Annotated in this window: 18 protein-coding genes; 13 read left to right on the top strand and 5 right to left on the bottom strand. The window is 34.2% G+C overall.

Annotated elements, in window-relative coordinates; all coding sequences use genetic code 11:
- Positions 1–9: 9 nt before the first annotated feature.
- Positions 10–1,662, bottom strand: coding sequence for a RagB/SusD family nutrient uptake outer membrane protein (locus CGC48_RS02705; RefSeq protein WP_098028377.1), 1,653 nt, complete (start codon positions 1,660–1,662; stop codon positions 10–12).
- A 20-nt stretch (positions 1,663–1,682) separates the two neighbouring features.
- Entirely contained in the window at positions 1,683–4,775 is a 3,093-nt protein-coding gene (locus tag CGC48_RS02700; RefSeq protein WP_394336564.1) for a SusC/RagA family TonB-linked outer membrane protein, read from the bottom strand.
- 448 nt (positions 4,776–5,223) lie between these two features.
- Here CGC48_RS02700 and CGC48_RS02695 point away from each other — a divergent pair, with 448 nt between their 5' ends.
- Together CGC48_RS02695 and CGC48_RS02690 are read left to right on the top strand one after the other, a co-directional pair.
- Entirely contained in the window at positions 5,224–7,956 is a 2,733-nt protein-coding gene (locus tag CGC48_RS02695) for a substrate-binding domain-containing protein (RefSeq protein WP_232780539.1), read from the top strand.
- Positions 7,957–8,630: 674 nt separating this feature from the next.
- Positions 8,631–9,953 (top strand): ATP-binding protein, encoded by a 1,323-nt coding sequence (locus tag CGC48_RS02690; RefSeq protein ID WP_098028374.1) that lies wholly within the window; start codon positions 8,631–8,633, stop codon positions 9,951–9,953.
- Positions 9,954–10,098: 145 nt separating this feature from the next.
- Here CGC48_RS02690 and CGC48_RS11895 read toward each other — a convergent pair whose 3' ends face one another.
- Together CGC48_RS11895 and CGC48_RS02680 are read right to left on the bottom strand one after the other, a co-directional pair.
- The gene (locus tag CGC48_RS11895) at positions 10,099–10,233 is read right to left on the bottom strand and encodes a hypothetical protein (RefSeq protein ID WP_262482365.1); all 135 of its coding nucleotides are present in this window, start codon (positions 10,231–10,233) and stop codon (positions 10,099–10,101) included.
- Positions 10,234–10,757: 524 nt separating this feature from the next.
- Positions 10,758–12,005: a site-specific integrase gene (locus tag CGC48_RS02680; protein WP_098028372.1), complete on the bottom strand. Its 1,248-nt coding sequence runs from the start codon at positions 12,003–12,005 to the stop codon at positions 10,758–10,760.
- A gap of 496 nt (positions 12,006–12,501) precedes the next feature.
- Between CGC48_RS02680 and CGC48_RS02675 the strand changes: the two genes are divergently transcribed.
- From CGC48_RS02675 to CGC48_RS02625, 10 genes are all read left to right on the top strand, one after another.
- Positions 12,502–13,512: an META domain-containing protein gene (locus CGC48_RS02675; protein WP_098028371.1), complete on the top strand. Its 1,011-nt coding sequence runs from the start codon at positions 12,502–12,504 to the stop codon at positions 13,510–13,512.
- Positions 13,513–13,833: 321 nt separating this feature from the next.
- On the top strand, positions 13,834–14,211 hold the full coding sequence (rsfS, locus tag CGC48_RS02665) for a ribosome silencing factor (RefSeq protein WP_041991022.1): 378 nt from the start codon (positions 13,834–13,836) through the stop codon (positions 14,209–14,211).
- Between the two features lie 4 nt (positions 14,212–14,215).
- On the top strand, positions 14,216–16,198 hold the full coding sequence (gene ftsH / locus CGC48_RS02660) for an ATP-dependent zinc metalloprotease FtsH (protein ID WP_098028370.1): 1,983 nt from the start codon (positions 14,216–14,218) through the stop codon (positions 16,196–16,198).
- Between the two features lie 114 nt (positions 16,199–16,312).
- Positions 16,313–16,912 (top strand): LUD domain-containing protein, encoded by a 600-nt coding sequence (locus CGC48_RS02655; RefSeq protein WP_098028369.1) that lies wholly within the window; start codon positions 16,313–16,315, stop codon positions 16,910–16,912.
- Between the two features lie 19 nt (positions 16,913–16,931).
- Positions 16,932–17,750, top strand: coding sequence for a phosphatidate cytidylyltransferase (locus CGC48_RS02650; protein ID WP_026193946.1), 819 nt, complete (start codon positions 16,932–16,934; stop codon positions 17,748–17,750).
- A 15-nt stretch (positions 17,751–17,765) separates the two neighbouring features.
- On the top strand, positions 17,766–18,557 hold the full coding sequence (gene dapF / locus CGC48_RS02645) for a diaminopimelate epimerase (protein ID WP_098028368.1): 792 nt from the start codon (positions 17,766–17,768) through the stop codon (positions 18,555–18,557).
- Between the two features lie 14 nt (positions 18,558–18,571).
- Positions 18,572–19,090, top strand: a complete 519-nt coding sequence (locus tag CGC48_RS02640; protein ID WP_098028367.1) for a GNAT family N-acetyltransferase — start codon at positions 18,572–18,574, stop codon at positions 19,088–19,090.
- 255 nt (positions 19,091–19,345) lie between these two features.
- Positions 19,346–20,032 (top strand): PAS domain-containing protein, encoded by a 687-nt coding sequence (locus CGC48_RS02635; protein WP_098028366.1) that lies wholly within the window; start codon positions 19,346–19,348, stop codon positions 20,030–20,032.
- A 36-nt stretch (positions 20,033–20,068) separates the two neighbouring features.
- The gene (locus CGC48_RS02630) at positions 20,069–20,728 is read left to right on the top strand and encodes a PAS domain-containing protein (RefSeq protein WP_041991009.1); all 660 of its coding nucleotides are present in this window, start codon (positions 20,069–20,071) and stop codon (positions 20,726–20,728) included.
- 187 nt (positions 20,729–20,915) lie between these two features.
- The gene (locus CGC48_RS02625) at positions 20,916–23,321 is read left to right on the top strand and encodes a 3-hydroxyacyl-CoA dehydrogenase/enoyl-CoA hydratase family protein (protein WP_098028365.1); all 2,406 of its coding nucleotides are present in this window, start codon (positions 20,916–20,918) and stop codon (positions 23,319–23,321) included.
- Positions 23,322–23,372: 51 nt separating this feature from the next.
- On the opposite strand, the gene cdd is transcribed toward CGC48_RS02625, so the two are convergent.
- Complete coding sequence (gene cdd / locus CGC48_RS02620) at positions 23,373–23,849, bottom strand: cytidine deaminase (protein ID WP_098028364.1); 477 nt, start codon at positions 23,847–23,849, stop codon at positions 23,373–23,375.
- A 147-nt stretch (positions 23,850–23,996) separates the two neighbouring features.
- Between cdd and CGC48_RS02615 the strand changes: the two genes are divergently transcribed.
- A complete protein-coding gene (locus tag CGC48_RS02615) occupies positions 23,997–24,719 on the top strand; it encodes a copper homeostasis protein CutC (RefSeq protein WP_098028363.1) in 723 nt (240 codons plus the stop codon).
- Positions 24,720–24,814 lie beyond the last annotated feature (95 nt).

Raw genomic sequence — 24,814 nt, 5'->3', positions numbered from 1 at the left:
GATGTTTTATTAAAATCCTACATTTTGTTTATAAATTCCTTTTACAAAACCGATTTGTTGTTGCGGTATAGGAATATACTCATTTTTGTTTTTTGTAAAACGAGCATTTGAATAAATAGCAGGACGTCGGGTTGCTTCGGAAATATAGTAGGCATTAAGTACTTCGTGAGCAATGCCCCAACGTACTAAATCAAAGAAACGCTCACCTTCCATAGCAAATTCTAAACGACGCTCCCAGCGTAAGGCTTGTTGGGCATATTCTTTTGTCCAATTACTATTACTGTAAGGCTCGATATCTACATTAGAAACGTATCCGATAAGTGATGTACTTTGTTTGGCACGTGTACGTACTTGGTTGATTAATACAAGTGCATCGTTATGACGGTTTAACTCTATCAAAGCTTCTGCACGCATCAGCAGTACATCGGCATAACGTAAAACAATTCGATTTTTAGAATTTCCTCTAAATGGATTAATATTCTTAAAGCAAGGACAATCAGGGTCAACATTTTCTTTAAGTGAAGCATATACACCATAAATATTTATGTTTCTATTCCAATCTTCTTTATAAATACGATTCGTGTTGTACTTATATGGAAGTCCAGGGATTGCAACTGTATGAAATAACCTTGGATCAACCTTATCACTTGATGCGTTGTAATTAACATTGTTATAGGAATCAAATTGTGGAATACCGTTAGAAGTTTTGAAAGCATTAACTAAGTTTTGGCTTGGTTTATGAAAATCACAACAGCCTAATCCCATTGGGGTAGAAAGTACATCACCCCAGTTTAGTCTTCCGTAAGCGGTTCCATCTTCGTGAGAATATTGGATAGCAAAAATGGATTCTTTTCCATTTTCATATTCACCAGGAAGGAAATTGAAAGCAAAATCCTCTTCTAGTCCATAACTTGAAGTCATTACCTCATTGGTGTAAGTTAGTACTTCCTCCAAATCGTTAGAGTTGATGGAAGTTACGTTATTTGCTTCGTCCTGTCTGTAAGCTTTGTATAAATAGGCTTTGGCGAGATATGTTGCAGCGGCATATTTATTAGCACGTCCTTTCTGAGGCTGATTTTCGGGAAGCAAATCGTAGGCTTTTTTGAAGTCGCTCACAATCCACGCCCATTGTTCGTCGTTAGGCAAGGTGTTAGGTGTTTTTTCATATTCGTTATCAGGTGTATTTTCATCAACAAAAGGAATATGTCCAAAAACTCTTTTCAGCATAAAGTAAAAATGCCCACGTATGAAATACATTTCGCCCATTCGTTCATTTTTCTTTTCAAACGATGACTCTTTTAGAAGTCTCAAAGCGTTGTTTGCACGTGAAATCCCTTGAAAACAACTAAACCATAATTTATCAGGTTCTCCAAAAGTAGGTTGAATATTTTGGGAGATTTCATAGAAGTGGAATACACCAATGTCGTTTAAGTCACCTCCCCCTTTATAAGCATCATCGGATCGTACATTTCCGTATGGCCAAAGGCTAAAAGGCACATCATAATGGTCGTTACCCAAAGCTGAATAAGCAGCTGTAACTAATCCTTCAACTTGTGTTTTTACTTCTTCATCAGTCATTATACCTTGTGGAGTTTCATCAAGGAAATTACAACTTACTAAAAAGGAGGAGCTTAAAAAAGCTGTATATATTATCTTTTTCATTTTTTTAATTATGTTTAAAGTTAAAAAGAGGTGTTGATACCTACGGTAAATGTCATTGGAATCGGATAACCGTAGTTCGGGTTTTCAGGATCTTTCCCTGAGAAGTTTTTGCTTTTAATAGTAAATAAATTTTGTCCGCTAACGTAAAAGCGCATTTTACTCATTTTTACTTTTTCCAATAAACTTTGTGGAAGAGAGTACCCTAATTGTATGTTACGTAATTTTAGGTATGAACCATTTTCAACGAAATAAGTAGAAAAGCGTCCTTCGTCATTTGGGTTGAGGTTCGAAACACTTGGAATATCAGAATTTGGATTCGTTACAGGGTCGAAAGCATCAAGAAGACGTTTTCCTTTGTTAGAGTACGTATCGAAGAACCAAAAATCAGTATGGCGTTTGACAGCACTATCAATATCCACGTTATGAACTCCTTGCAAGAAGAATGTCAAGTCAAAATTTTTGTATTCTAAATTGACATTGAGTCCATAGATAAAGTCCGGATGTGGGTCGCCAATCCAAGTGCGGTCATCATCGTTGATTATGTTATCATTGTTTAAATCACGATAACGAATACGTCCAACTCCTTTTCCTTCTTGTGTTGCGTGATTATCAACCTCTGATTGAGATTTAAAAATGCCATCAGCTACATAGCCGTAAAAAGAACCTAATGGACGCCCCAAAATATTGTCTCCTCTTCCGTTTCCACCATAAGCATTAACTACCGATTCAGGAAGTTCGGTAATACGGTTTTTATTGGTTGAGAAATTAGCATTAAGGTCATATTTCAGTCCGAAGCTTGTTTCGTTTCGATAACCCAATGAAATTTCTAAACCTTTGTTTTCCATTGCTGCACCATTTACCCATTGATGTGCTCCCTCACCTTTGATACCTGCGTATGGAGGTTCGACCAAAATATCCTTGGTTTTTTTGATATAATATTCAGCAGAACCATAAAGTGAATTGTCAAAGAAAGCAAAGTCAAGTCCAAAGTTGGTTTGTGCAGTAGTTTCCCATTTTAGTTCTTTGTTACCCAATCGGTCGCGTTTAAAGCCCGATGCTAATTGCCCTGAATTTTTACCTTCGATGTCGTAGGAGGTATTCCAAATAGAATTCCATATGTAATCTCCTGTTACACCATAATAAGGCACATAAATATTGTAGATGGAATAATTCCCAATTTCTTGGTTTCCGTTTTGTCCCCAACCAAAACGCAATTTCAGGTCAGAAACTGTGTTTTGTAGGCTTTCCATAAAAGACTCTTGTGAAATACGCCAACCTAAATTGAAGGCAGGAAACGTTCCCCAACGATTGTCTTTATGAAAACGTGAAGAACCATCGTGACGAAGTGTAACCGAAGCTAAATAGCGGTCAGCAAAGGCATAATTTACCTTTCCAAAGAAAGAAAATAGTCTGTATCCGGACGATAACCCTGTTCCTGTTACTCTTCCTGTTCCCAAATTAGGCCACATATAATCTGGAGTTTCGACTGCAAAATCATACGCACGAACAGAAAAATCAGTATCGTTCTGACGGAACATTTCCATACCTGCAAGAGTTTCAAAACGATGGCTTCCCAATTCAAAGTCATACGTAATGGTATTTGACCAATTCCATTTGAGCCAATGTGCTTGTTCTAAACTTGAAAAGGTAAGTGCCTTTGGTTCTTCCAAAAAACCTGAAATGAAAGAGTGATTAAGTCCTCGTTTGAAATAATTACCATAATCAAGACCGAAACTTGAACGGAAATTAAGTTTATCCAAGGGTTGTATGTTGATAAAAACATTTCCGAAAGTTCTCCAAAAGTTGAAACGATTGTTTTGCCCATCGTGGATAACACGTGCTGGATTTTGTCGGTCGGGCATTCCTCCTACGGGACCACCCCAACCCGTTCCGTCAGCAGTTCTTACAGGGATGAATGGAGCGGCAATGACAGCACCTTCAATGATATTTTGCCCAACTTCACTTGTGCGATTGATTGTTAAATTCTCACCAATGGTAACAACTCCATCTAAAAGTTTGTAATCGGAATTGATACGTGCTGAAATACGTGAAAAATCTGAATATTTTACTAATCCTTCGTTCTTGTAATATCCTAACGATAAGAAATAATTTCCTTTTTCAGTACCGTTTGAAACTGATAGATTGTAAGAATGAGCCACACCTGTTCTAGTAACTTCATCAAACCAATCAGTATCAGCAGGAAGCAAAATACGTCCAATTTTATCTTTAAATTCACTTGGATAACGTAAACGATTTAAGACAGCATTCCCCGAAGCATCTATTCCTTCGTCATACATAATACCAATAGGATTGGTGTTTGGATCTTGCCCACTGTTTTTAAAGGCTTTCCAAAGTACCCTTGCATACTCATCGGAGTTCAAAGTCTCAATTTGCGATTGGAAAGAAGAAATAGTGGTATAATGGTCAAAATCGACTCTTATTGCTCCTTGTTTTCCTTTTTTGGTGGTGATAATGATAACCCCATTTGCCGCACGTGACCCATAAATACTCGCTGCCGAAGCATCACGAAGTACCTGAATGCTTTCAATATCATTGGAATTGAGTTCGTGCATTCCCGCTTTAGTAGGCACCCCATCAATGATATAAAGAGGATCATTGTTATTAAGCGTCCCAACACCACGAATACGAATAGTAGCAGCTCCTGAAGGCGTTCCATCATTGGTTACTTGCATACCCGCTACACGCCCTTGTAAGGCTTTCATTGGGTTGTTTTCGGCTGCTGTCATCATTTCATCGACTTTTACTACCGAAACTGCCCCTGTTAGGTCGGCTTTTCGTTCAGTACGATAACCAACAGCAACTACTTCATCAATCATTACCATATCTTCTTCCAAGCTGACATTGATTTGTGTGCGTCCACTAACGGCTACATTAAGTGTCTTAAAGCCAACATAAGAGAACGATAATGTATCATTCATGTTTGCAGTGAGGCGGTAATTCCCATCAAAATCGGTGGTTGTACCTATTCCTACTCTGTTTTTCACAATAACACTCACGCCCAAAAGCGGTTCGTTATCCGTTTTTGATTTTACAACTCCTTGTACATTTACTTGTTGTGCGGAAATTATCCCATAGCAACAAAAGAAGCTCATCAAAAACATCAGGTTCATTTTTTTGATTATTAGATGATGCATATTAATATAGTTTTATATTGTTCCTAAATTTACACTTAATTAAATTTATACATATACAATATATGCTATTAAATTTTTCACAAAGTTGCGATTATTTACGTTTTGACACTGTAAAAAATTGGTCAAAAACAAGCAAGAATGTTGCATTTTAGAATCTTGAATAAAAAAATGAATTTGTAAATCGTTTAAAAACAAAAACTTAATCATTTAACTTCAAAAAAATATTCTTTGAGTGGATATCTTTACCTCCAAAAAAAAGAAAAAAATCGAAGTTATTTTTTATTAAAACTAATCGTATTCTTAATCTTTGTGATTTGATATTTCCGAAAAACGAAGCAAGATTTTTATGAAATAAGCATCTCCAAGCAGGTCATTTTTTGTACCTTTGTGTTCGTTAATGTATCTAATGATGAGGTTTATATATCTATTTTTATTTTTGATTCTACTTGCCTGCCAAAATGAGAAAGCACCCCAATACATTGTTGGAGTTTCACAGTGCAGTGACGACTTGTGGCGCGAGGCGATGAATGAGGAAATTAAACGTGAAATAGCTTTCTATCCACAGACACAAGTCATTATAAAAAGCACAAAGGATAATACGCAACAACAATTACAAGATATTGAGGAATTTATAAATCAAAAAGTAGACTTACTTATTATTGCTCCAAATGAAGCAGAGGCTCTTACTTCTGTTGTTCAAAAGGCACATCTACAAGGCATACCCATAATCTTAGTTGATAGAAAAGTTAAAACTGACAATTACACGGCTTACATCGGAGCAGATAATTACCAAATTGGGAAAGAAGCAGGGTTATATGCCGCATCTGTGCTCGGTGGCAAGGGAAATGTCGTTGAAATACGTGGTTGGAAAGGTTCTACCCCTGATACAGAACGCCACCAAGGCTTTGTAGATGCCCTTCGCAATACACCCGAAATAAAAATCATTGCGGAAGTATATGGAAATTTCTTGAAAGATGACGCTAAGAATCAAATGATTTCTATCTATCACGAACACGAAACCATCGACTTAATTTTCGCTCTAAACGATCGAATGGCTTCGGGTGCGTATGAGGCTTCATTGTTATTTAGTGGAAGAAAACCTTTCATCATTGGAGTAGATGCCTTACAGAACGAGGGTGTTCAAAACATTATCCAAGGAAAGCAAAACGCCTCGTTTTTATACCCAACGGGAGGAGACAAAGTGGTTGAATTAGCGATGAAAATTTTGCAAAAACGGCCTTTTACCAAAGAAAATACATTACATACGACTGTTGTAGACAAAAGTAATGTGCGTGTCTTACAACTTCAAACAGAACAAATTACCGAAAAACAAGCTAAAATTGATGCTATTAATCAATCTCTAAACGAAAGTTTAGTAAAATACACCAATCAACGGACACTTTTCTATATTTCAGTCATTGCCATAGTCTTAGTAATGATATTTTTATTAATTACCATCCGGGCATACCGAACCGAAAACAGAGCTCGACAAATGTTAGCTCTTAAAAACGAAAAAATTCAAAGGCAGACCGATATTCTTCAAAAACAAAAAGAACAATTAGAGCTTATTACCAAGCAATTAGAAGATACAACACAAGCCAAATTGGTATTTTTTACCAATATTTCACACGAATTCAAAACACCTCTGACCTTAATTTTAGCACCCGTAGATTCACTTTTGAAAAACGAACAACTGACTGAAAAACAACGTGAAATGCTATTACTTATCCAAAAAAATAGCCATCGCTTATTGTTTCTCATTTCTGAACTTATCGAATTTCGTAGTTACGAACGCGGAAAAATAAAAATGTGTTTTGTACGAGCCGACTTTAAAATATTCTTGGAAGAAATCAACATATTTTTTGAAAATTGGATAAAACAAAAAAATATTGATTTTGTTTTTCGTGCCGAAGCAACTTCCTTTGAAATTATTTTTGACAAAGAAAAAATGGAAAAAATTTATTTTAACTTGGTTTCCAATGCCTTAAAATTTGTCAATTATAACGGAAAAATAGTTATTTCTCTTTCGAAAGAAAATGAAGGAGTGTGTTTATCTATTTCCAACACAGGATCTTATATCCCGGAAGATAAATTGACAGACGTCTTTGAACATTTTTACAAAATAGATCCCAATAGTGAAGGTTCAGGTATTGGTTTGGCTTTAACACAATCATTGGTGTGGGCTCATAAAGGAACAATTAGTGTGGAAAGTGACTGCAATGAAGGAACTACTTTTTCGGTGCATTTACCTAGTCAACATAGCGAAATATCGGAGGATATCTACGAAACGAGTTTTTTACAAACACAAATGAAATTGTTAGCTCAACCCTCTTCAAATAACGAAGAAAAAATGTATCTCTCTTCCGAATCTACGCTGCCTGACAAACCTTTGGTTCTCATTGTGGAAGACAATGAAGATATGCGTAAATTTATCTGTCATATTCTTTGTAACGAATTTAATTTGATTGAAGCAGTTAATGGCGAAGAAGGATTTAAAAAAGCCAAAAAATATACGCCCGATTTAGTTATTAGCGATGTAATGATGCCCCAAAAAGATGGATTTGAACTTTGTCAACTATTGAAAACCAATCTTTCAACCAATCATATTCCTGTGATTTTGCTTACAGCCTATTCTTTAGATGAGCAGAAACAAATTGGATTTGAAAGCGGTGCTGATGCTTATATCTCCAAACCTTTCAATACGAATTTACTACTTGTTAGAGTAAGAAAACTCATTGAAAATCGTAAGAAAATGCAAGAAATTTTCTCTAGTAAATTACTTGATATTTCCTCAAAAGAGTCTCTTGGCAAAGTAGAAGAACTTTTTATTAACGAATTTAAAACATATGTTCAAAGACAAATTACCAACCCCGATTTGAATATTGATGAAATGGCAGAAGCTCTTGGACTCTCTCGCTCACAACTCTATCGAAAAATAAAATCATTGACCAATTATTCACCTAATGAACTTATCCGAATCATTCGAGTACAACAAGGCAAACAACTACTAATGCAGAACACCAAAACCATTTCAGAGATTGCTTATGAAATAGGATTTTCATCACCTTCCTACTTCGCTAAATGTTTTAAAGACTTATACAATGAAAGTCCAACAGAATTTGTAGAGAAGTTGAAATAGAATAACATGAAAAACCACGACTTTGGAGGGGTTTTCAGCTCCCTGCAAGGGCAAGTGGTTTTGAGATGCGGAAAATATTTTGAGCATCTCAAAACACAACTTGCTCTGTTCGGGTGAACAGAAAAAACTCCCTATCGGTCGCATTAAAGTCAGCTTTGAAAAAGAGAGAAAATCCGTCCAAAATCATTGTCTTTTGTTTTTGTGCAAAACAACCGAATTTCAATCATTTAGCAGGTATATCATTCCTTGCCATTGAATGCCCTATAATGCCAAAGACTTCCTTATGTAGATACGTGTGTAATTGTGTATGTTTCTTTGTATGCACATACATATGTATGTAGCTACGTACCAACGTACTTACATATGTACATACATACGTAAGCAAATACGATAATACCTATGTGATTATCTGCAAATGTAAATACTTACACACCTACCTGTTTGTGTATATAAATATTTGGATAAGTACGTATCTACATACAAAAATACACATGTAGATAGATACATACACATATATGTATTCAATTACCTGATTTTGTATGTAGGATTTCCAAAAATGACAAGAAAAAACAATACTATTGTTATATAAATAATAGGTTATTATTTATAAAATTATATCTTTGCATTTCCGAAACACTCATTTCGGAAATATTTGTTTCTTAAAAAATAAAGATATGAAATTTTATAATCGGGAAAAGGAAATTGCAAAACTGCTTTCCATTGCAGAAAAATCAAAGCAAAATGCACAACTTACGGTAGTTACGGGCAGAAGAAGAATTGGAAAAACCCAACTTTTGTTGCAATCCTATAAAGACACAAATTTTCTGTACTTCTTTGTCGCCAAAAAATCGGAAATGCTACTGTGTGCTGATTTTCAGCAGGAACTGAGTCAAAAAATAGGTATTCCTATCTTGGGAGAAGTAACTTCATTTTCAGTGCTTTTTGAGTATGTAGTGCGACTTTCACATCAGCAAAACATCACCTTGATTATTGATGAATTTCAGGAGTTTTTAGCAATCAATCCTTCTATTTACAGCGATTTACAACGCATTTGGGATTTAAACAAGGATAAGGCTCAATTGAATCTGATTGTTTCGGGTTCGGTGGTTTCGCTGATGTACAAAATCTTTGAAAATAACAAAGAACCCTTGTTTGGCAGAGCCAGTCACTTTATCAAACTCAGAGCCTTTGAAACAGAAGTTTTAAAAGAAGTTTTGTTGGATTTTAATCCGAATTATGAGCCTGATGACCTGTTGGCTCTTTATAGTTTTACGGGGGGTGTAGCCAAATATGTACAACTTTTTATGGATAACGGTTGGACAACCAAAAGCAAAATGATTGCAGGAATGATTGATGAAAATTCCATTTTTATCTCCGAGGGGAAAAACCTGCTTGTTGAGGAATTTGGTAAAGAGTACAGCATTTACTTTAGTATTTTGACTGCTATTTCTGAAGGGAAAAATTCTAGAAGTGAAATCGAAAATTTATTGAAAAAAGAAATTGGAGGTTATCTGACGAAAATGGAACGCGATTTTAATCTGATACGAAAAAATACGCCGATGTTTGCCAAAAGCGAAACCAAAAATGTAAAATACACTTTGGAAGATAATTTTCTAACTTTTTGGTTTCGATTTATTTATAAATACAGCCACATTATTGAAATTGGTGCGTATGGGCAACTCATAAAAATCATTGAACGCGATTACACCACATTTAGCGGACAAAAGCTCGAAAAATTTTTCAAAGCCCGTGCTATTGAATCGGGGCAATATACACAAATTGGTAACTTTTGGGACAGAAGAGGCGAAACGGAAATTGATTTCATAGCCGTGAATGACTTGGAAAAGACCGTTGATTTTGCAGAGATAAAACGCAAAAAAGACAATATCAACATAGAAATTCTCAAACAAAAAGCCTATCAATTACTACAATTACACCCTCAACTAACTAAGTATAAGTATCGTTTTCACGCTTGGAGTTTGGAGGATTTGAAATAACCTTCAAAAGTCAACCTCGACCACTGACTTCCGAACTACGTCAAGTGTACTTATTTGATGTGATTTGTTTGTAGCGCCCGAAGGCTTGTTTTGTCAAGAGCTTTATGCTTGTGCCATTGTTAGTATTGTAGTACCAAAAAAGTTTTTAAACGTCTGAAAAATCAAAGAAGTATCCTATAACAGGAATGGCATTTTTGAAATACCAATTGTGATTGACTTGGTAGGTTATCCAATCATATTCTTTGTTTTTGAGTCGCGTTTTGCGAAATGTTTTGTCCATCCTGCTTTTTCCGCTCTCTATCTCTGAAAATTTTTAATTCGGCAATGAGAGGAAGAGTGAAGTCGTTTCAAAAACCAATAGTAACAAAGTGTTTGTATTTATAATTATTGACATTTTTTTATTCGTATAAAGAGCCGGAATATGCGGTGGTCGTTTCGAGAGCCTAAAAGGTCTGTGTTTAGCAGCTACAAGGTTTTTCAAAAAAATACAACCCCGCAGGGTGTGGAGATTTTTTTGAAAACCAAAGACTTGACCTTGTGGCAGCGTTACAAATACAGAAATACCTTTGCTCTCGAGAACGAATACTATTTTTGGCACTTTGGGTTTTAAAAAACAGTAAAAATTTAAGGGAACCTACGTAATCAATGGTTTAATTAAGAAACGAAGTTGCTTTACAATTGCCAAAAAAAAAGCTAAATAAAACCTAACAAAAAAACCGATACAGAAATTGTAAACAATTTCTATGTCGGCTGATTGTAAAACTAAAATATTTTGTTCTACCATATGATTTACAATGAATTACATTATAATGAAGTTGCAAATCCTTGTCCTAAGCTATCAAATTTATGGGCTACTTTTTCCAAATCCTTACTGATTTTTTCATTAGTGATTTTAGCGTAAATCTGTGTGGTTTTTAAATTCTTGTGTCCCATCATTTTACTAACACTTTCCAAAGGAACACCCTCCGTGAGAAATAAAGTTCCAAAAGTATGCCTTGCCCAATGAAAACTCAAAGATTTTGTTTTATTAATACCTGCCTCTAAACTGATTTTTTTGAGATAACGATTGCAGGTAACATTAGTAGGAACAGGAAACACTAAATCATTTTTAGTAATCGACTCGTATTTATCAATGATTTTTTGAGCAATGGGAAGTAGGCGAACATTGGAAGGATTACTAGTTTTTTTTCTACGGGAAAGAATCCAACGATTGCCATCAAAAAAGGTTTGAATTTGGTTCTTTTTAAGTTGTTTGATGTCAATATATGAAAGTCCCGTAAAACAGCTAAACACGAACAAATCACGAACTAACTCAATTGTTTTATTTTTGAAAGACAAATTTAAAAACTGCTCAATCTCTTCTTTGAGTAAAAAACCTTTATCACGTTCCTCAACCAAAATTTCATAATTAGAAAACGGATTTTTATGAATAATTTCTTTTTCAATGGCAATATCAACCATTTTAAGAATGGGGATTACATACGCTCGTACAGAATTATTGGTCAATCCCTTATTAATTCGAAGATAAAAATCAAATTCTTTGATAAAATCCAAGGTTAATTCTCGAAAGTCTATGTCCGTTCTGTGGTATTTATATTCAATGAAGTTCGAAAGATGTTCGTAAACGATTTTATACTTGGCAAAGGTTTGTTGGCTACGAACATCTTTTGCAACCATTTTTTCAAAATCGACATTAAATTTTCTAAACAATTTTAGAAGAGAATGGTCTGTTGTGCTAATACCTAAAAAGCTGTTTTTCAGTTTTTCGGCAGTAGCAAATCCATCCGTTTTCATCAGATGGTCATATTGATTGACTAAACGAGTTTTCAGCTCTTCCAATTTGCGATTTAATGAAAGAGCTTCTTCACTCTTACCTAAGACTTTGCCGAATTTCAAGTCCCATTTATCGGGAAAAATTTCGAGTTTAGTACTAAATTGGGCAATTTTACCATCAATGGTAATCCTACCCATAATGGCTACTTTTCCGTTTTTCTTAGGAGCATTCTTTTTTAGATAGAAAAGCACTTTGAAGGTTGATTTTTTTACTTGCATAACTCAACTTTTTAAATTACAAAATTAATTTCTATTGAGTTACCATACGCTATGAAAACAAGTGCAAAACACTGAAATATAGTCTTTTACTTAAAATGTTTAAAACCACCATTAGGTAACGATTTAGAAACCTAACTTTGTTTTTACCCGTCAAATTACCCTATGCCTTGCTTTCCAACATTTCTCTGATAAAAAATAAAGTCGCTTATAATCTGTATATTACAGCTTTTTGCTTACCTTTGTCGCTTAGTTCTTTTCATCTAAGGAAAAGAACAATGTATAAAAATAAATAATGAACTCAATTTACTATTTTTATCACGAAAGAATAACAGAACCTAAAACACACAAAGACACAATGTAATGCGTCTTTTTTTGTAATTAAAGGTAGAAAAAAGCCTCGAATTTACTTCCTAAATAAAAACAAAAAATTCAGATTTTGTGCGAAATTGGAATGCTTTTTGTGGTAATGTTTAGCAAATTTTTAAATTATTAAGATATGAAATTAAAATATATTCTTTTTTTGGTAATTGGAGGTGTTATTTCGGCGTGTTCTACTTCAAAAGAACAAATTTATTGGGTGAATTCTGTAAAAGTAGATTGTGATGCAGGAGCAGGAAAAGCCCAATGTCTGCAAGTTTCTAAAAATGAAGACCTTGATAAGGCTCAATGGAAATATTTTTACGCCCCGATAGAGAATTTTGTTTTTGAGGAAGGATTTTTTAAGAAGATACAAGTCAAAGAAACACAATTGGATAGCAAAAATGTCCCTGCCGATGCTTCTTTGGTAAAGTACACAATGATAAAAGAAATTGAAAAACAGAAAGATATGTCTTTTGAACTTAGCGGAAATTGGACGTTGGAAAAACTTAACGGAAACCAAGTTACACAATCATTAAAGCCCAATTTGGAACTTCATTTGCAAGAGAAAAAAATAAACGGAGTTGGCGGATGTAACAATTATTTTGGAACGATTACAGAACTTCATCAGAATAAAATTCAGTTTGGAAAAATTGGTGCAACACGCAAAATGTGTATGGACGATAACATCGAAATGGCATATTTTGATGCCTTGTCGCAGGTGCGTACTTTTAAAATAGACGAAGGAAAATTGATTTTGTCAGATGCTTCAAATAAAGAGATGCTGATTTTCAGTCCTAAAAAGAAGGTAAATGAACGTTTGCACGACATTTGGGGAGCTGTTCGCATTGGAGGAAAATCGATTGAGAAAAAAGAAGGCATTCCGATGTTGGAAATTAATCTTACAGAAATGAGCATCAGTGGAAGCGATAGCTGTAATAATTATTTCGGTCAGATTGAGCAGCTTACTGATGAGAAAATAGTCTTCGCAGGAATAGGGGTAACCGCCAAATTATGTCCTGAAATGGAAATTGCCAATCAGTACAACCAAGCTATGGAAAAGGTAACTTCCTACAAACTTGAGGAATTAAATCTGACACTGTATGATGCTCAAGGAAATGAAGTACTTGCTTTTATAAAAGGGGATTAAAAATCCTCTTTTTTTGTGTTGTATGTTTTGGCTTTTGAAACAATTTGATAGAGTTAAATTCTTTACCTACCAAAGAATGAAAGTTTTTACTAAAAATATTGAAAAGCTGTATTTTTCTGACAAATTGTCGGTAATAAATACTTTTTAGGAAAACTTTGTCTGGAGTTTTAGTGGAATATTTTGTTAATACTATTTTGGAATGGTTTTTGCGTTTTTTCGCTGGTTTATTAGCACATATCAGTTTAAAGCTGTACATTTGCGGTTTTATAAATAGAGAGTTCAGAAAATTGTAATATAAAAAAATTTTTCAAACAGAGATTAATGACATTTAAGAAAGAAATTACATCAAATCAGTTGATTAGTGATATTATCAAAGGTATCGAAAAAGTAAAAGGAACTGACATAACCATTATGGATTTACGAGATATTGAAAACACGGTGTGTGATTACTTTATTTTGTGTAATGGTTCGTCTAATACGCAAGTGAATGCCATTTCAGGAGCTATACAAAAAGTTGTAAGTCAGGCAGAAGGACATATAAAGCCTTGGCACGTGGAAGGTGAAAGCAATGCAGAATGGGTATTGATTGATTACGTAGATGTTGTGGTTCATATTTTTCAAAAACATATTCGCGAACACTACGATATAGAGGGATTGTGGGGAGATGCTAAATTCATAAATATAGAAACTAACTATTAGACATATGTCAGAAAATAAAACGAATAGACCTCGATTTTCAGCTTATTGGATTTACGCCATACTAATAGCTGTCATATTAGGATTTAATCTTTTTTCAGAAGGAAGTTTGTGGAATCAGCCAAAGGAAATTCCTCAGTCAAAGTTTGAGGAATTCTTGCGTAATGGGGATATTAGCAAAACGGTGATTGTCAATCGAAAAGAAGCGAATGTGTACCTAACGCAAGATGCTTTAAATAAGGAAGAACACAAGGATGTAAAACCAGGAAAAGGTGTACTTCAAAGCACCAATATCCAAAACGATGTTCCTCAGTATCATTTTGAGTTGGGAGATTTGAGTAATTTTGAAAACCGCTTCGACCAGATTGTACAAGAAAATAATTTGACAACAACTCGTGAGAACAAAACACAAAAAAACTTGTTGTCTGATTTGTTACTTTCCATTCTCCCTTTTGTATTAGTGATAGGTCTTTGGATTTTCCTTATGAGAAGAATGGCTGGAGGCGGAGGAGCCGGAGGCGGACAAATTTTTAGCATTGGAAAGTCAAAAGCACGTCTTTTTGATGAGAAGAAAGAAGTTCGTGTTAGTTTCCAAGATGTCGCAGGTTTGGAAGGTGCTAAAGAAGAAGTTCAGGAAATAGTTGATTTTCTTAAAAATCCAGATAAGTATACTTCTTTAGGAGGAAAAATTCCAAAAGGAGCATTGCTTGTAGGTCCTCCAGGAACAGGAAAAACATTGTTGGCTAAGGCTGTTGCAGGTGAAGCTCAAGTGCCTTTTTTCTCTCTTTCAGGTTCTGATTTTGTAGAGATGTTTGTGGGAGTTGGAGCCTCTCGGGTACGTGATTTGTTCAAACAAGCAAAAGAAAAATCACCAGCGATTATTTTTATTGATGAGATAGATGCTATAGGACGAGCCAGAGGTAAGAATAATTTTACAGGGGCAAATGATGAAAGGGAAAATACTCTGAATCAGTTACTTACTGAAATGGATGGTTTCGGAACGCATACCAATGTGATTGTTTTAGCTGCTACAAATCGTGCCGATATTCTTGATAAGGCTTTGATGAGAGCTGGGCGTTTTGACCGACAAATTTACGTCGAGCTTCCTAATTTGAATGAACGCAAGGAAATTTTCCAAGTTCATTTACGCCCGATAAAAACTGCTGAAACATTGGATATAGAATTTTTGGCGAAGCAAACTCCTGGTTTTTCAGGAGCAGATATTGCTAACGTTTGCAATGAGGCAGCTTTGATTGCAGCACGTAAGGGAAAAACAGCCGTGAATAAGCAAGACTTTTTAGATGCTGTTGATAGAATTATAGGAGGGCTTGAGAAAAAGACCAAAATAATAACACCAGAAGAGCGTGAAGCGATTGCTTTTCACGAAGCTGGACACGCTACAGTAAGTTGGTTATTGGAACACGCTGCTCCGTTAGTGAAGGTGACTATAGTTCCAAGAGGTCAGTCTTTAGGGGCAGCTTGGTATTTGCCTGAAGAAAGACAAATTGTTCGTACTGAGCAAATTCTTGATGAAATGTGTGCTGCTCTAGGAGGACGTGCTGCTGAAAAGGTAATGTTTGATAAAATTTCAACAGGAGCTTTAAGCGATTTGGAAAAGGTAACAAAACAAGCTCGTGCGATGGTTACAATTTACGGATTGAACGATAAAGTAGGAAATTTAACTTATTATGATTCATCAGGGCAGTCTGAGTATAGTTTTGCGAAGCCATATAGTGAAAAAACAGCTCATTTAATTGATGAGGAAATTTCTAAAATAATTGAAAATCAGTATGAAAGAGCGATTAAAATATTGACTGATAACAAAGATAAATTAATCGCTTTAGCAAACCTTCTTTTAGAAAGGGAAGTGATATTTAAGGAAGATTTGGAAGCTATTTTTGGAATTCGAAATTTTAAACAGGTAGTTGAGCAAAATTCTGATAATGAGCAAAATAAATCTCAAGAAGAAAAAACTGAGGGTGAATATTAGGAAATAATTAAAAATAAAGTTTGTAAAAACTTGATTGTATTTTGAAAAACAATCAAGTTTTTTTTGTACTTTTACCCATCAATTGCGTATAACTACTAAAATGTAGTAAAATTAATGAATTTTTTTAAGAAAATATTTAGTACACGAAATAGCGAATCAAAAAAAGAAGTTTCCCAAGTTAATTTCATTTTTGATGATGATATACCTGCTGATGAGCAATTTGCTATCAAATTTAATGAAAACGGAGGAAAATTCATTTATTGTACTTCTGATTTTGAGGTGCAGGGGGTTTTTCGTAATATTCTGAAAGAGATAGGTGTAGATGTAAAAATAAGTTATTCTAACGGAAGTTTAAAAAGTATGTTTGAGGAATACGATTCTCTTTTTACATCGAATATACAAGATTCTAATGTTTATTTAACTGATTGTGAGTATTTAATTACTACATTGGGAGGAATTATGTTATCGTCAAACCAGTTGAAACAGAAGAAAACAGAGGAACTTCCAGAAATTTTTATAGTTTTTGCCAAAACAAGCCAAATGGTAAAAGATATTACAGAAGGTATGCGAGGAATTAACTTTAAATATACCAAACGAAAACCTACAGGCTTGGTAACGCTTCGTAGTTTTAAAGAGGATAGAAATCAGAATGATATTATGAATTACGGAGGAACTTACAAAAAAACGTATCTCATTCTGTTAGAAGATTTATAAATTCAAAAAATAATAATTTGTGAACGAATTATTTAAACGAGCGATAACAGGATTTATTTATATTTTCCTTTTGCTTTCAGCTATAATGCTGGACGTTAGTGCATTCGATTTTTTATTTTTATCCTTTGGAATAATTTGTATTTTCGAATTTAAGAAGCTTGTCAGGCTCAAGGGTTTATCTGTTTTTATAATCTTTTTATTCATTTGGTGGCTGTTCATTCATCTGAAAGTCAGTGTTTTTTCTGTTTACATATTTTTGTTATTTACTATTTTGGCTAATGTATATTTAACTTTGTTGCTCTTTTACGGAAAAACACCATTGCGGCTTCGGGATAATGGATATAAGTTGTTAATCAGTCTGTTGTACATCGGTGGTGGTTGCGTTTTTATCCCGTTGATATACAAGAAGGAATTAGCATATTCGCAGTTTGATGCTCAAGTTACAATGATTGGAATTCTATGTATTATTTGGGCAAGTGATAGTTTTGCATATTTAATGGGGAAATCTTTTGGTAAACACAAACTTTTTGAGCGTATTTCTCCTAAAAAGACAATAGAGGGTTTTGTCGGTGGACTTGTAGGAGCAGTAATAACGTCTTATATTATAGCTGTTTATAGTAGTAAAGGAACGTGGGAGTGGATTGTTTTGGCAGTCGTTTTAGTCATTACTGGAACTATAGGCGACCTTGTAGAATCAAGCTTCAAGCGTGTAGCCAATGTGAAGGATAGTGGAACTATTTTACCTGGACACGGAGGATTACTCGATAGGCTTGATAGTCTTGTTTTTGCATCACCTTTCGCCTTTTTAGTATTACAAATTTTAGATTATTTTAATTGATAAATAACCCAAAGAATGACTGTAAATTTTTCTAAGTATCAAGGCACAGGAAACGATTTTGTGATGATAGATAATCGGAAAGGAAATTTTCCTAAAAATGACCAAAAATTGATTGTTTTTCTGTGTCATCGTAGATTTGGCATTGGGGCAGATGGCTTAATCCTTTTGGAAAGTGCTGAAAACTATGATTTTAGAATGGTTTACTATAATTCTGATGGAAATGAAAGCTCAATGTGTGGTAATGGAGGAAGATGTGTTGTGGCTTTTGCAAAACAGCTTGGGATAATTTCCGATAGGACTTTTTTTATTGCCACGGATGGTGAGCATTCAGCACAAATCAATAAAGAAGGAGAAGTACAGCTACAAATGAAAAATGTAGAAGTCATCCAAGTTGAAAAAGATTATATTTTTTTAGATACAGGTTCTCCACATCACGTGCAAGTGGTTGATAATATGGATAAAATTAATGTTAATGCAGAAGGGGCAAAAATCAGATATGGAGAACTTTACAAAGATAAAGGAGGAAGTAATGTTAATTTTGTGAACCAACAAAATAAAAATACATTCAATATACGTACTTATGAACGAGGTGTAGAAGCTGAAACCTATTCTTGCGGAACGGGGGCGACTGCTGTGGCGATTTCTATGCATCATATCGGGAAAACCACCAGTAACGAAGTGTATCTACAAACTTTGGGTGGGGATTTGAAAGTTCTTTTTGAAAGAAAAGGAAAAGGATATGAAAATGTTTATTTGTGCGGTGCTGCAACTTTTGTTTTTGAAGGTAATTTTGAGGTAAAAGTATAGTAAAAAAATTGAAAATGAATTTTTTGAAAGAAAAATCAATAAAACTTCGTGCTTTAGAACCTGAAGATGTTAATTTTTTGTATGAACTTGAAAATCAAGAAAGTTTATGGGAAGTGAGCCAAACTCAGATTCCTTTTTCAAAGTTTTTGTTACAAGAATATATACAAAATGCAAAGCAAGATATTTATGAAGCAAAACAATTCAGATATGTGATTTCTTCTTTCGATAATCAATTGTTTGGTTGTATAGATTTGTATGGTTTTGACCCTAAAAATAAAAGAGCTTGTGTAGGTATTGCTGTTCTTGAAAAATATCAAGGGCAGGGAATTGGTCAAAAGGCATTACAAAATTTAATGAACCATTGCGAAAAATACCTTGATTTATACCAATTGATAGCTTATATCCCAGAGGACAATATGGTCAGTATAAAACTTTTTGAAAAGCTCGGTTTTACTTCTTATGGAATCAAAAAGGATTGGATTTTTTCTCAAGGAAAATTTAAAGATGTGATAATATATCAGAGAAAACTATAGAAGATATTTTTTTAAAATATCTTTTTTGTGGAAAACTTTGCTAATAGAAATGTTTTGTAAAGTTTTTTTATGATGCGTGTGATATTATTTGTAGTGATTAAATAATATGAATAAAGTTGAATAAAAATCGATTATCTGAAAATAATTTCTTTAAATTATGTTAAATTACTCATTAAATTTTAGCAAAAAAATAAGATATTAAAAAAGGTTTTATCCTATCTTTTTCCTTAATTTTGTCGGTGACGAGTATGAGTTATGATTACAGACTATCAAGATATTGAACTAACTGTAGAAAAACCACTTCCAATTGATATGGAAGTTATTTGGGATAAGTCGAAAATCATCGTTAGCGAAACTGATATTTATGGACGAATTGTGGAGGTTAACGATGCATTTTGCGATGTGAGTGGTTATTCTATTGTTGAGATGATTGGTCAGCCACATAGCATCGTTCGTCACCCAGATATGCCTAAACTTATCTTCAAAATGTTGTGGGATAATCTAAAAAATGAGAATAATTTTGTTGGGATTATCAAAAATTTATCAAAGTCTGGAGAATACTATTGGGTAATAGCAGATTTCATAGCTCAGAAAGATATTTTAGGCAATGTTACTAATTATATTGCCAGACAGAGGTCCGTTTCAAAAGATATAATTGACAATCATATAGCTCCTTTGTACGAAACTCTATTAAAATTAGAGAAGATAGGAGGAATGGATTTGAGCAATCGTTTTTTAAAAAATTATATGGATAAAGAAGGAAAGGATTACATTGGTTTTATTGTTGATATTGTGACAAAGAATAAGGTTAGTCTCTCTTTTGAAGATGTTCCCGCCGCGTCTTTTGAACCAAGCAGAGAAATTTCCAATGATATACACATACTGAGCGACAACGAGCCTGAGGATAAACGAAAAAGTTTTTTTGAAAGATTATTTCAATAAAATTACTAACAATATTTTCTAACTAAAAAACAAAAAATGATGATAAACAGACCAATACCAATAGATAAAGAGGTAGATTGGGATAAAACTAAGACCATTATTAGTGAAACGGATAGTTTTGGTACTATTACCAATGTAAACGATGTGTTTTGTGAGGTTTCTGGATATAGCCCCGCAGAACTTATCGGTCAGCCTCATAGCATAATTCGCCACCCAGATATGCCTAAAGTTGTGTTCAAAATGTTATGGGACAACCTTAAGAAAGGTAATAATTTTGTTGGAATTGTGAAAAATATGACAAAGTCTGGAGAATATTATTGGGTGGTTACAGATTTTGAAATAAGAAAGGATATAATGGGAAATATTACTCATTATATAGGAAGAAGAAAGTCTGTACCCCAAAGTGCTATAGATAACCATATTGCTCCTTTTTATGAAACACTACTCAGACTTGAAAAAATCGGAGGAATAGAATTAAGTAGTCGTTTTTTTAAGAATTACCTAGTAAAACAAGGAAAAGACTATATGGATTTTGTGATTAGCATTATGTCCGAAACACAGGAAAAACCATCTTTTATGGATAGTACTCCAACAATGATGAATGACAATACAAGTGTGATTTCAGATGATATTTACCACGTAAATGACCAGATGAATTTGAAGCGTAAGAGCTTTTTTGAGAAATTGTTCTCATAGCATTCATTTTAATTAATACATTTTTAACAGATGCATCAAGTTTAAGTTGGTGCATCTGTTTTTTTGTAATAATATTTTCTAACTTTTAAATTATTTCCTACCTTTGGTGAGGAAAGACAAATATTTTCATTTAAAATATTTAGTGTTCTGATTTGAAATTTTTACTTGAATATAAAATGTATAAATTATGAAACGAAGAATCAAAAAAGTTGCTGTCATTGGCTCAGGTATTATGGGCAGTAGCATCGCTTGTCATTTTGCTAATGTAGGCGTGGAAGTGCTATTGTTGGATATTCTTCCTAAAGAACTAAATGAAAATGAACTAAGAAAAGGACTTTCGCTTACTGATAAAGAAGTAAGAAATAGGATTGTGAATGATAATTTGACAAAAATATTAAAGTCAAAACCATCTCCAATTTATCATACAAATTTTGCCAAACGCATAAAAACAGGCAATTTGGAAGATGATATTGCAAAAATCAAAGAAGCCGATTGGATAATTGAGGTAGTTGTAGAACGATTAGATGTTAAAAAATCCGTTTTCGACACCATTGAAAAATATCGAAAAGAAGGTACGCTGATAACTTCTAATACTTCGGGAATTCCTATTTCTTTTATGAGCGAAGGGAGAAGCGAGGATTTCAGAAAACATTTTGCCATAACACATTTTTTTAATCCACCTCGTTATCTTCAACTTTTTGAAGTGGTTCCAAGTGCGGATTGTAAACCTGAAGTGGTTGATTTTCTACTATCTTACGGAGAAAAATTTTTAGGAAAGACAGCTGTTTTAGCTAAGGATACACCAGCATTCATTGGTAATCGCATCGGTGTGTTTGGCATAATGAATATATTTCATACAATAAAAGTTTTAGGATTAAAAGTTTCAGAAGTAGATAAATTAACAGGAGTAGTGATTGGGCGTCCTAAATCAGCAACTTTCCGAACGGCAGACTTGGTAGGCTTGGATACATTGGTACACGTTGCCAAAGGATTAGCTCAGAATTGCCCGAATGACGAAGCCCGAAGTTTATTTGTTCTTCCTGATTTTATTCAGAAAATGATTGAAAATAATTATTTGGGAGAGAAAACAAAACAAGGTTTTTACAAAAAAGTAGCTTCTAAAGATGGAAAAAATGAAATTTTAGAGCTGAATTTGAATACAATGCAGTATGAACCTTCAAAAAAAGCGTCATTTGCTACGTTGGAACTCACAAAATCTGTTGAAAATGTACTTGAACGTTTTCCAATTTTGATAAAAGGAACTGATAAGGCTGGAGAATTCTATCGTAAAACATTTGCGGCACTTTTTGCCTACGTTCAGCATCGTATTCCTGAAATTTCAGATGAGTTATATCGTATTGATGATGCAATGAAAGCGGGTTTTGGTTGGTTAAATGGTCCTTTTGAAATTTGGGACGCAATTGGGGTCAAACAAGGAATTGCTTTAATGCAATCTGAAGGGTACGAACCAGCTTCTTGGATTACAGAAATGATTGCTTCAGGAAATGAGTCTTTCTATATGATAAAAGACGGATTTACATATTATTATGATATTCCGAATAAAAAATACTTGAAAAAATCAGGGCAAGAAGGTTTCATTATTCTGGATAATATCCGTCCTACAAAAACTATCTGGAAAAACGCTGAAGCCAGTATTTTAGATATAGGTGATGGCATTTTGAATTTGGAGTTTCATTCAAAAATGAATACTATTGGAGGTGGTGTTCTTCAAGGAATCAATAAAGCGATAGACTTAGCGGAAAAAGATTTTCAAGGATTAGTTGTTGGTAATCAAGGAGCTAACTTTTCTGTGGGGGCAAATATCGCAATGATATTTATGATGGCTGTAGAGCAAGAATACGATGAATTGTATATGACAATCAAGTATTTTCAGGATACGATGATGCGTATGCGATATTCTTCCATACCAACAATTGCAGCTCCACACGGAATGACATTAGGTGGCGGTTGCGAATTATGTTTACACGCTGATAAAGTTGTTGCAGCTGCTGAAACGTACATCGGTTTGGTAGAGTTTGGAGTTGGAGTTATCCCTGGTGGAGGAGGTACAAAAGAACTAACACTCAGAGCTTCAGATTCCTTGAGAAAAAATGATGTGGAACTTAATCGTTTGCAAGAATATTTTTTAACTATCGGTATGGCGAAAGTTTCAACTTCGGCGTATGAAGCCTTTGATTTGGATATCTTCCAAAAGGGTAAGGATATCGTTGTAGTGAATAAAATGCGACAAATTGCTGAAGCCAAAAAACACGCTTTGCTTCTTGCCGAGGCGGGTTACACCAAGCCTATAGAAAGAACCGATATTAAGGTACTTGGTAAACAGTCACTTGGCGCCTTTTTAGTTGGCACAAACTCAATGAATGTAGCAAATTATATTTCGGAATATGATAAAAAAATTGCTGACAAATTGGCTTATGTGATGTCGGGAGGAGATCTTTCCGAACCCACATTGGTTTCGGAGCAATATCTTTTGGAGTTAGAACGAGAAGCTTTCTTGTCACTTTGTACAGAACGTAAAACTTTGGAACGTATCCAATATATGTTGCAAAATGGAAAACCTTTAAGAAATTAAAAGTGAAGGTAAAAAAAACGAGATACATTGAGTATTATCTCGTTTTTTAATTTATAAAAGACTTCCATCAAATAAAAAAGGTAGAAGGTCTTTGATAGATTCTGTTTTGATGATTTTTCCTGAAGCCCCCATAAAATAGACATTAATATTCTCTTTCTGGCGAATTTCATATTCTGAAATTGATTGTCGACAAGCACCGCAAGGAGAAACAGGATACTGAGTAGGCTCTTGGGCTGTTCCCGTGAGTGCGATAGCTTTAATAACTTGTTTAGGAAATCGAGCTGAGGCTTGGTAAACTGCCACACGTTCAGCACATAAACCTGACGGATAAGCCGCATTTTCTTGATTTGACCCAATGCAAATTTCTCCATTTTCCAGAAGAACAGCAGCTCCCACTTTAAAACCTGAATACGTGGCGTAGGCATTTTCCCTCGCTTTGATAGCTTCTTCCATTAATTTTTGTATTTCGTAGGGTAGCTCATCAATGTTATCGAAAATGCTATACTTTATTGTTAGTTCACGTTCCATTTTGTTAAAAGAATATTAAGTTTTACTCTTAGAGCAACAAATATAAGAAAATAATCATTTATTAATTGTATTTTTGTGTCCAAAATTGAAAAAAGGTAGTGAAATAAATCTTTTTTTATCAATTAATTTAATAAAATAACATCAATTATGGTTTTTGAAATATGTGCAAGTTCCTTTGAATCAGCAAGGAACGCTCAATTGGCAGGAGCAAATCGCATTGAATTGTGTAGTGAATTAGGAGTAGGAGGAGTTACTCCAAGTTATGGGCTTATTAAAAAAGTTATGAACGAACTTTCTATCGAAAATTGTGTGTTAATTCGTCCAAGAAGTGGAAATTTTACTTACACAGATGAGGAATTTGATGTAATGCTCCGTGATATTACTTTTTGTAGAGAATTGGGCTGTAAAGGTGTGGTTACAGGGGTTTTAAATACTGACAACACCATAAATAAAGAGCGTACACAACAATTGATTGAGGCGGCGGGAGATATTGATTTCATCTATCACCGAGCTTTTGACTGCGTTCCTAATCCAGAAGAAGCCTTAAATCTATTAAAAACTTTGGGAGTAAAACGTATTTTAACTTCAGGAGGAAAAAAATCAGCAGTGGAAGGGTTGGACGTACTTAAAAAACTTAATCAACAGGCTGAAGGAAAGATTACCATTATGCCAGGAGGAGGAATTAATCCACAAACAATTTTAAAGATTAAAGAAGCAGGATTTAACGAAGTACATTTTTCAGGCACCGTTTTTGAGAAGTCAGCTAACGAAATGCCTTTTTCTTTCAATACGGCAAGTTTTTTAGATGAATCGGTGCGTCCAATTTCAGGAATCGAACAGATAAAAACTATTATGAACGCCTTGAAGTAAACTTCTGTGTTTATTTTTCTGAAAGTTTTACACAATTATAAGTAAAACCTTATATTTTTTACTTTTAAAAGCTTTATTTTTAGTTATTTATTTGA

This window comes from Capnocytophaga cynodegmi, assembly GCF_002302475.1.
Classification (GTDB): Bacteria; Bacteroidota; Bacteroidia; order Flavobacteriales; family Flavobacteriaceae; genus Capnocytophaga; species Capnocytophaga cynodegmi.
This window is presented reverse-complemented; position numbering and strand designations above follow the sequence as displayed.

Excerpts from the sequence above, each read along its gene's own strand:
- CGC48_RS02705 (WP_098028377.1), bottom strand. The coding sequence starts at position 1,662 with ATGAAAAAGATAATATATACAGCTTTTTTAAGCTCCTCCTTTTTAGTA.
- CGC48_RS02700 (WP_394336564.1), bottom strand. The coding sequence starts at position 4,775 with ATGAGCTTCTTTTGTTGCTATGGGATAATTTCCGCACAACAAGTAAAT.
- CGC48_RS02695 (WP_232780539.1), top strand. The coding sequence starts at position 5,224 with ATGATGAGGTTTATATATCTATTTTTATTTTTGATTCTACTTGCCTGC.
- CGC48_RS02690 (WP_098028374.1), top strand. The coding sequence starts at position 8,631 with ATGAAATTTTATAATCGGGAAAAGGAAATTGCAAAACTGCTTTCCATT.
- CGC48_RS11895 (WP_262482365.1), bottom strand. The coding sequence starts at position 10,233 with ATGGACAAAACATTTCGCAAAACGCGACTCAAAAACAAAGAATATGAT.
- CGC48_RS02680 (WP_098028372.1), bottom strand. The coding sequence starts at position 12,005 with ATGCAAGTAAAAAAATCAACCTTCAAAGTGCTTTTCTATCTAAAAAAG.
- CGC48_RS02675 (WP_098028371.1), top strand. The coding sequence starts at position 12,502 with ATGAAATTAAAATATATTCTTTTTTTGGTAATTGGAGGTGTTATTTCG.
- rsfS (WP_041991022.1), top strand. The coding sequence starts at position 13,834 with ATGACATTTAAGAAAGAAATTACATCAAATCAGTTGATTAGTGATATT.
- ftsH (WP_098028370.1), top strand. The coding sequence starts at position 14,216 with ATGTCAGAAAATAAAACGAATAGACCTCGATTTTCAGCTTATTGGATT.
- CGC48_RS02655 (WP_098028369.1), top strand. The coding sequence starts at position 16,313 with ATGAATTTTTTTAAGAAAATATTTAGTACACGAAATAGCGAATCAAAA.
- dapF (WP_098028368.1), top strand. The coding sequence starts at position 17,766 with ATGACTGTAAATTTTTCTAAGTATCAAGGCACAGGAAACGATTTTGTG.
- CGC48_RS02640 (WP_098028367.1), top strand. The coding sequence starts at position 18,572 with ATGAATTTTTTGAAAGAAAAATCAATAAAACTTCGTGCTTTAGAACCT.
- CGC48_RS02635 (WP_098028366.1), top strand. The coding sequence starts at position 19,346 with ATGATTACAGACTATCAAGATATTGAACTAACTGTAGAAAAACCACTT.
- CGC48_RS02630 (WP_041991009.1), top strand. The coding sequence starts at position 20,069 with ATGATGATAAACAGACCAATACCAATAGATAAAGAGGTAGATTGGGAT.
- CGC48_RS02625 (WP_098028365.1), top strand. The coding sequence starts at position 20,916 with ATGAAACGAAGAATCAAAAAAGTTGCTGTCATTGGCTCAGGTATTATG.
- cdd (WP_098028364.1), bottom strand. The coding sequence starts at position 23,849 with ATGGAACGTGAACTAACAATAAAGTATAGCATTTTCGATAACATTGAT.
- CGC48_RS02615 (WP_098028363.1), top strand. The coding sequence starts at position 23,997 with ATGGTTTTTGAAATATGTGCAAGTTCCTTTGAATCAGCAAGGAACGCT.